The organism is Candidatus Niyogibacteria bacterium CG10_big_fil_rev_8_21_14_0_10_46_36 (assembly GCA_002772995.1).
In the GTDB taxonomy this organism is placed as follows: domain Bacteria; phylum Patescibacteriota; class Minisyncoccia; order 1-14-0-10-42-19; family 1-14-0-10-42-19; genus 1-14-0-10-46-36.
Genome location: PFCO01000005.1, coordinates 32,147 through 45,005 on the forward strand (window position 1 = coordinate 32,147; position 12,859 = coordinate 45,005).

Sequence of the window (12,859 nt, forward strand, 5' to 3'; positions counted from 1 at the left end):
CATACACGGGATTATTTTTCTTCTTCTTTTGTGTCTTGTTTCTTGTCTTCCGTTTTCGGTTGGTCGGTTGCTTCATCTCGTGGCTTCGCTCCCTCCCCCAGATACACAAGCGTCATTTTACGCTCATCGGGTTCAAATAATGTTATCTGGAAGGGATAGGTTTTTCCAAGCTCTATTTTTTCTTTCATCGCTTTTTCGTTTTCAAATTCAGAAATATGCACAAGCCCCGAAACGCCTTCTTCTACCGATATGAGCGCCCCGTACTTGTTAAAGCGTATCACAACGCCTTCTACAATATCTCCCTTCTTATATTTATCTTTTACCTCTTGCCACGGATCGGGCAACAGCGCTTTTACAGAAAGTGAGAATTTGCCATCCTTAATACTGATTATTTTCGCTTTTGCCTTGTCTCCTACATGGAACAGCGTATTAGGGTCGTCAACCAATCCCCAATCAAGCTCCGAAATGTGAGCAAGGCCCTCAAGGCCCTCTTCTATCTTTATGAATACGCCGAAGTCAACGATACCGGTCACCTCTCCCTCAACAACATCTCCTATAGTATATTTAGAGATCATTTCTTTTATTTCTTCGGACTCTACCCCCTTTTCAGAAAATATCAGCTTTCCTTCTTTCGGATTTGCGGAAATGACGGTTACCGAAAGGGTTTGACCGATAAGTTTTTTTAATTCATCAAGAATCTTGTCTTTATCTCCCCCCTCAACACGCGGATAGTGCCCCACGCGAAGCTGGGAAGCCGGAAGGAATCCCTGCATGCCCTTCCACTCAAGCACAAGTCCGCCGCTGTTCGCGTCTACCACCTTGAGTGCTAATTGTTTTTTCTCACGCATCAATACCTCCGCATCGCGCCAGACAATTTCCTGTCCGGCTGCCGCAAGAGATAATTCTACAAAGCCTTCATCATTTTCAAGCGCAATAACCTTCGTTGTCACCTTGTCGCCCGGACGGAGATTGCGCACCGTGTCGCGCATATCTACGAATTCACTATAATATACAACCCCTGAGCCAAAGGGACCCAGATCAATAAATAAACGCGCTCCCTCCTTGCCGATAACCGTGCCCTCAACAAGGTCGCCCACTCGAGGCGCCGGGATGGTCACCGTTTTAAAAAGATATTCCATTGGATGCTCCCGTTTGGGGCGTTTCTCGGTTGTCGGTGTATTTGATTGCATGAAAAATATTGTAATGGATATGCCCCGCAATTGCAAGGCGCGCCACACAAAAAGCCGGCGTTATGCCTGCCATTATCCTTCTATTATATATAAGCAATACTAAAGGTTTTCTATATCCTGTTCGCTAAATCGAACGACATCTCCCCGTTTAAGCTCGCCGGCAAGCATTTTCTTTGCAACATATGCCTCAATCCTGTCCGCGATTGCGCGGCGCATGGGACGCGCACCGAATGCCGGATTGTATCCTATTTCAACAACTTTTTTTACCAGAGCATCAGAAATCTCAAGTGAAATGTCTTTTTCCTTTAGCCGCGCCTTAAACTCGCCAAGTAACAAGCGGGCAACTTGCCCTAATTGTTCTCCGCTCAATGGATGGAAAACAACAATGCCGTCAAAGCGGTTTAAGAGCTCCGGGGAAATGATACCTTCACGCTGTATCGTATCCACTACTTCCTTTTTTACTTCCGCAGGGTCTTTGCCTTTCTTGACCAGATCCCAAATGCTTGATGCCCCCGCATTTGATGTAAGTATCATTATTGTTTCACGCATAGAAATGCGGTCGCCTCGCGAATCAGTGAAAAAGCCTTCTTCAAGAATCTGCAAAAAAAGATTCAGCACTTCATGCGATGCTTTTTCTATCTCATCGAATAAATATAATGCAAATGGATTGTCGCGGGCTTCGCGTGAAAGCATGCCTTGCCCGGATGTCTCAAATGATCCAATGAGCTTTTTTATTCCTTCTTCTCCCTGGAATTCCGACATATCAAACCGGATCATCCGGTCTTCGCCCCGGAAATAGACCGATGCGAGGGCTTTCGCGCTTTCTGTTTTTCCCACTCCGGTTGGACCCAAAAAGAGAAATGACCCTATCGGGCGTTTTTGATTCCGGATACCTGCCCGCGCACGGCGCATAGTGTCGGCAATTGTGCGGATCGCTTCTTGTTGGTTGATAATGCGCTCATGCAGCAGGTCTTCAAGATGCAGCAAGATGTCTTTTTCTTTATCTTCGGCGTCTCCAAGAGGAATTTTGAGTTTACGCGAAGCAAACGTGTCTACATCGGCAGACAAAATAATTCCGCTGCCCCTTGTTGCATATGCAGTAAATACCTCATCGGCAAGATTGATTGCTTTTTCGGGCATTGCCCCTGTTTGAATATACCGCCCGGCAATCTTGCTGATACGCGCAAGCGCCTGATACGAAAAAATAATATGCGAATTCCGCTCAATAGCAGGGACTACTTCTTGTAAAATGATTTGGGTTTCTAATTCGTTCGGTTCTTCTATGTCTATTTTGCTGAAGAGCGCCTGCACCTTCCCGTGCGGCTCAAGCACGGCGTGGTACCCGCGAGGATCTGCGAGCGCAATCACCTGAAGCGCTTTTCCGGAAAATGCATGTTCAGTGATACTTACAAGGTCAGAACCGATACGCTCCGCGCTTTCTATCGCGTGCGGAAAATCCTCAAGCACGAGAATGATATTTCCGGCACCTACTGCTTCAGATAATATCCGTATCATACGCTCCTCAAAAGCGCCTTTTGTTTTTGTTCCGGCAATAATGCTGTCTATATCCAAACGGACAATACGCTTATACTCCAGAAACGGCGATACAATTCCCCGGAATATCCGCGTAGCAAGCCCCTCAAGAACTGTTTCCTTCCCGACACCATCTTTACCCACCAGAAGCACATTCGCCTCTCCGCTCTTTGAAAGAATATTCTCAACCGCATCAATAATATGTACGCGCCCCGCACGAACAAGCATATTGCCGTCCGCAGGTATGTCGCGGGAATGCGCATCAAGCGTATAGGTGTACCCGAACCCAAAATCCTTTGCAACGCCCGGAGTGCGCCCGAGCTCTGCTTTCTCCCAAAACGCACGCTTTTGGACACGCATTTTATGGAGCTCTTCAATCCAGGCAAGGGCGCCTGCAAACTCCTCGCGCCCGATTCTCCGTTCAAAAAGAAACGAGCGGAGCCGTTCATCAATATCATAGAGCCCAAGCGCGCAAGACAAGACCCCGAATTGCACCACCTCTCCATCCCCCGTATCTAAGCCCGCCATGCGCCTTACAAATTCGCGCCGCGGGATATACACCTGCCTGAGACTCTCTTTTTGTGAATGGAAAAATGAAGAAAAATCCACAGGCGATACGCCGAGCCTCGCACACGAAGCACCATACACAGCATTCCGATGGAGCATCGTATACGCATCAAACAACGAAAAATCTCCTTTTTCTTTTAATATGCCGAGTTCCGCATAGAGCGCCGCCCCCGAAAGAAGAAGAGCGATGTCGCTATCCTCCTTTTTGCCCACAATGACTGCCCGCGATGATGCAATATAAAAAAACTCAATAAATAAAAAGAAGTAAAAGAACGCCGCTGCAATAAAAAAGAAACCCCACAAGAAGAAGGGATCAAATGAAGAAAAAAACGAGAACAACCCGCCAAGAAATGTATGAGAAAGCGCGCGCAATAAAAACGCTATGCACAAAACAGTTATGGAGCATACATGCAGAAAGAGCCCGAGCCGCAACAAAAACAAGCGGATTGGCGCGCGGACAAATGCATCAACGCGGAGTGTCCGGTATAGCGCTGGAGAATGTGTTTTTATCGTGACCGAATCCATAAAGCGTTACAACAAAAGCAATACGCCGGTAATGAATGTCGCCGGGACCGAAACAGGCGATGTTATAAAATACAAAAATAAAATACACCCGACCACAAAAAGCGCGCACTCGCTCGCTATCGCGGTAAGTAAAAAAACAAACCGGATAACAAATCCCGTAATACGCAAAACGCTGTTAATAATGATGCGCTCGGCAATTTTTTCAGGATCAAACCCGCGCGCACCTGCTTCCTGCATCCTGCGCCATGGCGCAAACATGGTACGGGCAAGTACCGGAACGGAAAAAAAGTGATATACAAACCAGTGATAATTCATCCACGCACGAAAAAACGCTCCCACCCCCTCCCGATACAGCCAATACACATAGGAAAATGTTGCCGGAAGAATATGCATATATATAAATCATATCATTTTAGTGAAATGTTTGGGAAAAGCACGCTTCCACCCCGCCAGAAATCTCATATAGAAAAATTTGAATTAAATTTTTCTATATCTTGCGGAGAGGTTTTTTGCCAATTTTTAAAAGCTAATATCGTTCTCATTGCCAACTTCCAGACTTCTAACGGGGTTCACAAACGCCCCAAAATCGCGTACTATAGATAAATAAAAACATATGATTATTACCTCATACGGCTTATCGTGCTTCAAAATAACCTCGGGCGAGCGCGCTGTCGCGTTTGACCCGCCATCTAAGAAATCGAGCCTCAAAAGCCCTTATTTCCAGACGGATATGGTACTGGTAAGCCACGACCACGATGACCATAACGGCAAAGAGGTGCTCCACGGAAAAAATGACGAAGCGCCTTTTGTTATAGACGGCCCGGGAGAATATGAATATAAAGACATCTCAGTACTCGGCGTTTCCTCTTTCCACGATGACGCTGAAGGAAAAAAGGAAGGAAAAAACACCATGTACCGCATGCGGTTTGAGGACGTCATCTTATTGCACATGGGAGATTTCGGAGAAAAAACACTTCGGAACCAAACAAAAGAAAAACTTGGTGAAATAGATGTCTTATTTCTCCCCATCGGAGGGAAAACGGTTCTAGATGCAGAGAGTGCCGCAAAAATAGCAAACGCAATTGAGCCGCGCATCATTATCCCGATGCATTATGACAATGAGGGACCAAAAAAGAAAAAAGATGCACTCAAAGCGTTCTTTGATGAGATGGGCATAAAAGAAGTCAAACCGGAAACAAAGTTCACATTCAAGAAAAAAGATCTGCCGGTAGACGAGACGAAAATAATAGTATTGGAGCCTGCCTCATCATAATATGCCTTCACGCTCCTTTTTCAGCGCTTTAGAGGCATTGCAGAAAAAGTCTGACAAGGAAAAAGATAAGATAATTTTTATAACGGTATGCGTTGTCATGATTGGAGTGATCGCTATATGGATATCACTCCCCCAAAAAGAAGCCACAGAACAGCAAATGCAAGAGCAACAGGCAGGGCCGTTTCGCGTTCTCTGGCAGGAGATAAAAAACAATACGCCTGAGTTTTAATATATGAAAGAAGAACAAAAACAACCGCAACAAGAACGAGGTATTGCTGACCGCAATATCGTTCAAGAAATGAAGGAATCGTACCTCGACTATGCAATGAGTGTTATTGTCGCGCGCGCGCTTCCTGATGTGCGCGATGGACTCAAGCCCGTTCATCGCCGGATTCTTTACACTATGCACGAGATGGGCTTGTCTGCTTCTTCAAAACACCGTAAATCCGCGGCAATCGTCGGAGATGCGCTCGGAAAATACCACCCACATGGAGACAGCGCGGTGTATGATAGCTTGGCACGCATGGCACAAGACTTTTCTTTGCGGTATCCCCTTGTCGACGGCCAGGGGAACTTTGGTTCTATCGACGGCGATGCGCCGGCAGCCATGCGTTACACCGAAGCGCGCATGACAAAAATAACCGCGGAAATGCTCCGGGATATTGAAAAAGATACGGTTGATTTTACCGACAACTATGACGGAACCCGCAAAGAACCAAAGGTGCTCCCGGCATCAATCCCCCAGCTATTATTGAATGGCTCGCTCGGTATTGCAGTGGGTATGGCGACAAACATCCCTCCTCATAACCTGAGGGAAGTCATCGACGCAACCATTCATCTTATCGAAAAGCCCAAAGCAACCATTGAAGACCTGGGTAATCTGGTCAAAGGCCCTGACTTTCCTACAGGAGGACTTATATTCAATGAACAGGATATTCTCCAGGCGTACGCGACAGGACGCGGCGGCATTGTTACCCGCGGAGAAGCAGAAATTGTAGAAAAAAAGCAGGGACAATTCCAGATTATCGTCACATCAATTCCCTACCAAGTATCAAAAGCTGACCTTATTACAAAGATTGCTGACTTGGTTCGTGACAAAAAAATAGACGGCATCAAAGATGTCCGGGATGAGTCGGACAAAGACGGACTCACGATAGCGATAGACCTCGGACGCGACGCATTCCCGCAAAAAGTATTGAACGCGCTCTATAAGCACACTGATCTCGAAAAAGCATTCCACTTTAATATGGTAGGGCTTGTCGATGGTATTCAGCCCCAGCTCTTATCCCTGAAGTCACTCTTAGAATACTTTATCGCGCACCGGAAAGATGTCGTTGAACGGCGCACGAAATTCGAACTTGCACGCGCGGAAGAACGCGCGCATATCCTTGAAGGGCTCAAAAAAGCGCTTGATCATATTGATGCGATTATACAAACCATCAAAAAATCCCCCGATAAGGATGTGGCGCACGAGCGGCTGATGAAAAAATTCAAACTATCCGACCGCCAAGCAACGGCAATTCTTGAGATGCGCCTCCAAACGCTTGCGGGACTTGAACGCCAGAAAATAGAAGATGAACTCAAAGAAAAACAAAAACTCATCAAGCACTTGCGCGCGCTTTTGAAAGATCCGCAAAAAATGCTCAGCGTCATCAAGGAAGAACTCATCGCTATCAAGGAAAAATATGGCGACGAACGAAAAACAAAGATAGTTACGCACGCGGTAAAGTCATTCTCTGCCGAAGATCTTATTCCAAACAAGGCATCATTCACCATCCTTACCAAGGGCGGCTATATCAAGCGCGTAGACCCGCAAGAGTACCGCGGGCAGAAACGGGGCGGCAAAGGCATATCGGCGATGTCCATGAAAGAAGAGGATATTATTGATACCGTGCTCTCCGGAAATACGCATGATGACCTCTTTTTCTTCACAAACACAGGAAAGGTATATAAGACAAAAGCGTATGAGATTCCGGAAGGAAAGCGTACCACAAAAGGAAAATCTGCGGTGAATTTCCTCGCGCTCACTCCCACTGAATATATAACCTCAATGATCTCCGTTGCCAAAGATGAGAAGCATAAGAACTTTTCCTTACTTATGGTTACGGAAAACGGTATAATAAAGAAAGTAGAGTCTGCGCACTTTGACGATGTACGCCGTTCAGGGATTATCGCTCTTAAACTCCAAAAGAACGACACGCTCCGGTGGGTACGGCTTGCCCAGAAAAATGACCATATCATTCTTGCAACAAGAAAGGGCATCTCGGTCCGCTTCAAAGAGAGCGACGTCCGCCCGATGGGGCGCACCGCAGCAGGAGTGCGCGCAATCCGATTGCACCAGTCCGATGCTTTAGTAGGCGCCGATATTCTGAGTTCGGGAGAAAAAAGCGCATCTCTCTTTGTCATCAGCGAAAAGGGGTACGGCAAAAAAACTCCCGTGCAGGACTACCGGATCCAAAAACGAGGCGGCAGCGGCATCAAAACAATGAACATCACCCCCAAAACAGGTCCCCTCATGGATGCAAAAATTATCACTGAACAAACAGAGCTTGTGGCCATTTCAAAAAAGGGCCAGATCATCCGCACAGAAGTAAAACAAGTTCCTGAACTTGGTCGCTCAACGCAGGGCGTGCGCCTTATGAAACTCGACGCAAACGACTCTATCGCGTCTATAACGTTGTTATAAAAACGCAAAAAGCATGTCCGGGAACGGACTGCCGATATTACCATTCATTCGCATCAGCATTGTGGCCTTTCTTGACCCGAAAGACATTACCAAGCAAGCGAATATCAAAGAAGGAATGATTGTTGCTGACTTCGGAAGCGGCAGCGGATTTCGCACTATCCCGATTGCGCACGCCGTAGGGCGCTCGGGACGGGTATATGCTCTCGACATACAAAAAGAGATGCTTGAAGTCGTGCGAGGGAAGGCAAAAGCGGATCATCTCCTCAATGTATATACGATATGGGCTGATCTTGAGTCCCCCAATGGAAGCACGCTCAAAGATGACTACACGGACCATGTTGTCGTTGCAAATATTCTTTTCCAGGCGGACGATAAGGACGCGGTCGCAAAAGAAGCGTTCCGCATACTCAAATCAAAAGGAACCGCTTCGGTTGTCGAGTGGGACATCAGCGCAGGCGTTCTCGGTCCTCCAAAAGAACAACTGATAGACAAAGCAAAAACAAAGGAGGTATTTACCGCTGCAGGCTTTATCTGGGACAAGGAGTTTTATACAGGAGAGCATCATTACGGGCTTTTATTTAAAAAATCATAGCGCATGAAAAACATTTCCTTTCTGCAACTTGCCGTATTTTTTGTATTCATCACAGCAATTATTATTGCGTTTCTTATTTTTGCAGGCGCCCTTCCTGGCCTGCGCGATACGCGGTTCAAAGACCTCAACTCCCCCATTGAGTTTTGGGGCACACTCCCCCGGCAAGTGATTCTCCCCCTAATCGAAGAATTTAATGACAAGGAAGAAAAAAATGTCGCTATCACCTACACGCAATTCAGCGAAGAAGAATACCTCCCGAAAGTTGTGGGCGCGCTTGCGGCAGGCACGGGGCCCGATATCTGGATACTCCCACAACAAAACTTTATTGAAAATCTTCCGAAAGCGCTCCAGCTAGGGCCGAAGTCATACCCGGAACGGGATTTTCGCGAAACATTTTTTGACGGAGCAGATATATTGCTATGGCCTCCGGGACGGGTTGCCGCCATCCCCTTTGTGTCCGACCAGCTCGTATTGTTCTGGAACAGGGAACTTTTCCGTTCGGCAGGTGTTGCAGATGCACCCAAAAATTGGGCGGGATTTCTAGCCGCATCAGAAACGCTCACGCAAAAAAATTCTTCGGGAACAATTACGCAGGCGGGTGCTGCTCTCGGTCTTTTTGAAAATATCACACACGCAAAAGACATTCTTTCCCTCTTTTTCCTCCAGGTAAAAAACCCTATTACTTTCCTCGCAACGCATGGCTCACAAGACAACTTGCAAGTGGACCTAAAAAGCGCAATAAACGATTCATCTTTTGATACACTCCCGGCAGTTGCAGAGAGCATCCGATTTTTTAACCAATTTGCAGACCCCCGCAAACAGTCATACAGCTGGACGCGCAACATGCCCGAAGCCCAAGACGCATTCGCACAAGGACGCTTGGCAATGTATATTGGGTACGGCTCCGAAATAGAAAAGATACGGAACAAAAATCCGCACTTGGATTTTGACATAGCGGAGATTCCCCAAATATCAACCGGGAGCGCGCATGTCACCTACGGGAAGCTTCAAACGCTCGTTCTTTCCCGGCAAGCCGAATCGCTCCGCCAATCCGCAGGCCTCCTCTTTATCAATTTCCTTGCCCGTCCAGAAAACCAATCTTCTATTGCGGAACGGTTCATGCTTGCACCAACCTCACGCGCAGCACTTTTGGCAGGCAACGATAACCCGCTCCTTGCGACAATCTACCGCTCTGCCGTCAAGAACACATTCTGGCTTGACCCTGACCCCGAAGGAACCTACACGATTATCCGCGACATGGCGGAACAGGCAAAACTCGAAATAAAAAGCATTGAAGACATTATCAATGAAGCACACCTCAAAATGCAGCGGCTTTTAGAAGCCATTGTGTTACCGTAATATAAAAAGATGAAGCGTTTTTTTGTAATTTTTCTTTTCGTTCTCGTCTGCGCCGCCGCATACGGCATTATATTTACAGAACACGCTTTTGCAAAAAGCGTGTATCTTTGCCAAGCCCTTGCTTCCGGCGAATCAAATGTTGCATACACAAATCCACAGACATGCGACGCAAGCTGTTCAATAAGTGCCTGCATTACACACACTGTCTCAGACAGCACGCAATCTGTGTATGTCTGCGATAGCAATCGTTCTATCATTGCCGAAGACGCAGGCGCCTGCGCTCTTCTTTGTAGCGGAAGTGTCACGAACCAATCAAGCTGCACGCGGGCGAATATTTCAACCGCTTCACCTCCGCCATCCTTACCGGAGGGACAACAACCCGGTGATGGAGGGACAGGAGGATCAGCTCCTCAGCCGGGCGGAGCCCCTCCAGCTCCGGTAACTACTGACGGCGGCGGATTTGCCCCGTTTGTGCAATGTGCACTAGGGGATGCGGATCCGACCCAATGCAACCTATGCGAGGCGTTTCGTACAGGATGGCGCGTCGTCCAGTTCCTTTTCTACGCAATCATGCTTCCCCTTGTTGCGATTGCGTTTATTATCGGTGGCATTATTCTCTTGACCGCCGCAGGAAACGAGACGCGCATTACCCGTGGAAAGTCCATTGTATCAAATACATTTATCGGATTTATTATTGCGTTTGCCGCATGGCTCATCATAAGTACTGTTATTGTTAATCTTGCACTAGGTGTAGGCGACATCCAATATTCAGATACGGGAACTACAATTAAATGGTACCAATTCCCTGATTGCACCTCCGGAACTGAAGTCCCGCTGGATCTTTCTTCTTCGGGCGGTGGAGGAAGCACCTCTAATCCTCCCGACAATGATAACGGAAACGGACAGCAGCCACCACCAGGGGGATCAACATGTTCTCCGGTCTCACAAGGTGTTTGCTCAGTAAACAGCCTCCAAAATACCTGCTTTGGAAATAACGCTCAAAATGCTTCTATTATCTGCCAGGCTGAGAGCGCTGGCGTGGCCGCAAAACCGAGCGGGAGTGATGTATGCGAAGGAGACGGAAGCGTTGTATCTTGGGGCTTATTTCAAATTAATATTTCCGCTAATACGATTGGGGGGCTGGATTGCCCCTCTGCATTTGATAGTGCGTACACTGGAAGTAATCACAACTGCAGAGTTGTGAATCGAGATCTCTACAACCAATGTGTGGCGGCGGCTCAAAATGCTTCAAGCAATATTAATAAGGCATGTGAAATTTCAAGAGGCGGCACGAGCTTCAATAGATCCGATGCCTGGCAAAACACGGCGACCGCCTGTAATATCCCGTAATATAATACTATTTATAAAAAGAAGGTCTTAGCGTACAATACGAATACTACATGAAAAAACTCATCATCGCTTTTATTATCATACTCTTGCTCATACTCGGATTTTTTGCGTACCGCACCCTTTTCTCAACACCTCCGGTAGACATTCCGAACCCGCCGGACGGAGACATAGATACTCTATTCCCTATTTCACCTGCAACCCCCACCCCCCCGCTCCCGACCGGAGACAAAATTACAATCACCACACACAAGGGAACCGTAACGACAAATAATTTTTTCAAAATAGCAAGAGACATCGGGTCTGATGTATACTCACTGGCCGAAACGACTTCATACTACATTACATATTACCGTCCGGACAACAGCTTCCAAATAGCTATAGGCTCGCGTCCGGCACAAGCAAGCCGCGCACAGGCAGAAAGCGCATTGGTGAACCTCCTTGGCATAACCGAACAAGAGGCCTGTGGACTGCTTATAAATCTCGCTGTCCCCTTTGATGTGGACCCCGCACTAGCAGGCCACAATTACAATCTCAGCTTCTGTCCGGACGGTATTTCATTTTGACCATGAAAAAAGCCTTCATAACAATAGCAGTTATCAGTATAGTGTGTTTAAGCGCATATTCACTTGCGCATGCGCAAGAAAGCTTCCAGCTCAATCTATATAATCCGCTCGGAAGCATTGATTCGTTCGCCGCCTTGGCGGCATCAATCTTCCGGGCGATTGTTATTATAGCCATCCCGCTTACCGTTATTTTTCTCATCTGGGCAGGCATTCTCTTCGTTACCGCACGCGGGAACGAAACCCAGCTCGCAAAAGCAAAAAAGGTGTTTGTCTGGTCGGTTATCGGCGCTATGGTAATTGTTGCCGCTTGGGTTATCGCAGTCGCCCTTAATAATTCCGTTCAAAATCTATAGATATGCGCATCTCGCTTTTCCACAATAAAAAATCCCTCTCATTGCTCAAATATGCTGCATTTTTTATACTGAATATAGCGCTATTTCACAGAGCATCCGCCCAAAGCGAGATAGATAACCCCGTAGATTCGGGCACTTTTGGAGAGCTCATAACCAAAATTGCTGCCATTATTACCCAGGTGACTCTTCCCTTGGTTATCCTTTTTTTGATACTGGCGGGCGCCATGTTTGTATTCGGACGAGGCAACCCCCAGCAGCTCGCACGGGCAAAAACGATATTTTGGTGGACTGTCATTGGTGCTGCAATTATTGTCGGCGCATGGTTTATAGCAATCGCAATAGATAACTTTGGAAGAGCGCTTTCGGAATAATACACTGCCTTCAGTTCCGCTCATAACGGAATTGAAATCATTGTATTAACAATAAACCGCGGAAGGCGCGTCCCGCCTTCTTTATGAAAAGGTCATTTACATCCATTTAATTTATTTATTACACCATGATACAGACACTCAAAGACACACGCCCGCTTCTTTGGTTTGCGGCACTCGCGGTGCTCATGCTTCCATTCTTAGCGGAAGCACAAACCATTAACACATTGCTTCAGGATATAAGCGACATCTTGAACACGGTTATTCCGATCTTGATGATTTTGGCAACTCTCATCTTCTTGTGGGGTATTATCACCTACATCACTGCAGCAGGAGACGAAGAGAAGCTGAAGAGCGCACGCACATACATCATTTGGGGACTCATCGGACTCTTTGTAATGGTTGCGGTATGGGGACTCGTACAAGTATTGCTGAACACGTTCGGCGTAGGAACACCGGGAACGCCTCTTGGACCTCAACAATAATTCCAACTTTTAAAA

14 protein-coding genes are annotated in these 12,859 nt (G+C 47.0%); 11 read left to right on the forward strand and 3 right to left on the reverse strand.

Going from position 1 to position 12,859, the window contains the following annotated elements:
- Positions 1–11 precede the first annotated feature (11 nt).
- From COU47_02240 to COU47_02250, 3 genes are read right to left on the reverse strand one after another with little or no spacing between them, the layout of a single operon-like run.
- Positions 12–1,238, reverse strand: a complete 1,227-nt coding sequence (locus tag COU47_02240) for a 30S ribosomal protein S1 (protein ID PIR69551.1) — start codon at positions 1,236–1,238, stop codon at positions 12–14.
- Between the two features lie 51 nt (positions 1,239–1,289).
- A complete protein-coding gene (locus tag COU47_02245; protein ID PIR69552.1) occupies positions 1,290–3,815 on the reverse strand; it encodes a hypothetical protein in 2,526 nt (841 codons plus the stop codon).
- Positions 3,816–3,821: 6 nt separating this feature from the next.
- Positions 3,822–4,208 (reverse strand): hypothetical protein, encoded by a 387-nt coding sequence (locus COU47_02250; protein PIR69553.1) that lies wholly within the window; start codon positions 4,206–4,208, stop codon positions 3,822–3,824.
- Here COU47_02250 and COU47_02255 point away from each other — a divergent pair.
- The 11 genes from COU47_02255 (at position 4,203) to COU47_02305 (ending at position 12,844) form a co-directional block, all read left to right on the forward strand.
- A complete protein-coding gene (locus tag COU47_02255; protein ID PIR69554.1) occupies positions 4,203–4,418 on the forward strand; it encodes a hypothetical protein in 216 nt (71 codons plus the stop codon). The two genes, COU47_02250 and COU47_02255, sit on opposite strands and share 6 nt — an antisense overlap.
- 10 nt (positions 4,419–4,428) lie before the next feature.
- Positions 4,429–5,088 (forward strand): hypothetical protein, encoded by a 660-nt coding sequence (locus COU47_02260; protein ID PIR69555.1) that lies wholly within the window; start codon positions 4,429–4,431, stop codon positions 5,086–5,088.
- A 1-nt stretch (position 5,089) separates the two neighbouring features.
- Positions 5,090–5,317 (forward strand): hypothetical protein, encoded by a 228-nt coding sequence (locus tag COU47_02265; protein PIR69556.1) that lies wholly within the window; start codon positions 5,090–5,092, stop codon positions 5,315–5,317.
- A 3-nt stretch (positions 5,318–5,320) separates the two neighbouring features.
- Positions 5,321–7,774 carry a DNA gyrase subunit A gene (locus tag COU47_02270; GenBank protein PIR69557.1) on the forward strand — a complete coding sequence of 818 codons (2,454 nt, stop codon included), beginning with the start codon at positions 5,321–5,323 and terminating at the stop codon, positions 7,772–7,774.
- Between the two features lie 13 nt (positions 7,775–7,787).
- Positions 7,788–8,366 (forward strand): hypothetical protein, encoded by a 579-nt coding sequence (locus tag COU47_02275; protein ID PIR69558.1) that lies wholly within the window; start codon positions 7,788–7,790, stop codon positions 8,364–8,366.
- Positions 8,367–8,369: 3 nt separating this feature from the next.
- Complete coding sequence (locus COU47_02280) at positions 8,370–9,725, forward strand: hypothetical protein (protein PIR69559.1); 1,356 nt, start codon at positions 8,370–8,372, stop codon at positions 9,723–9,725.
- A 9-nt stretch (positions 9,726–9,734) separates the two neighbouring features.
- Positions 9,735–11,075, forward strand: a complete 1,341-nt coding sequence (locus COU47_02285) for a hypothetical protein (protein PIR69560.1) — start codon at positions 9,735–9,737, stop codon at positions 11,073–11,075.
- Between the two features lie 50 nt (positions 11,076–11,125).
- The gene (locus COU47_02290) at positions 11,126–11,638 is read left to right on the forward strand and encodes a hypothetical protein (protein ID PIR69561.1); all 513 of its coding nucleotides are present in this window, start codon (positions 11,126–11,128) and stop codon (positions 11,636–11,638) included.
- Between the two features lie 2 nt (positions 11,639–11,640).
- Positions 11,641–11,991: a hypothetical protein gene (locus COU47_02295; GenBank protein ID PIR69562.1), complete on the forward strand. Its 351-nt coding sequence runs from the start codon at positions 11,641–11,643 to the stop codon at positions 11,989–11,991.
- A gap of 2 nt (positions 11,992–11,993) precedes the next feature.
- On the forward strand, positions 11,994–12,362 hold the full coding sequence (locus COU47_02300) for a hypothetical protein (GenBank protein ID PIR69563.1): 369 nt from the start codon (positions 11,994–11,996) through the stop codon (positions 12,360–12,362).
- 125 nt (positions 12,363–12,487) lie between these two features.
- Positions 12,488–12,844, forward strand: coding sequence for a hypothetical protein (locus tag COU47_02305; GenBank protein ID PIR69564.1), 357 nt, complete (start codon positions 12,488–12,490; stop codon positions 12,842–12,844).
- Positions 12,845–12,859: the final 15 nt, after the last annotated feature.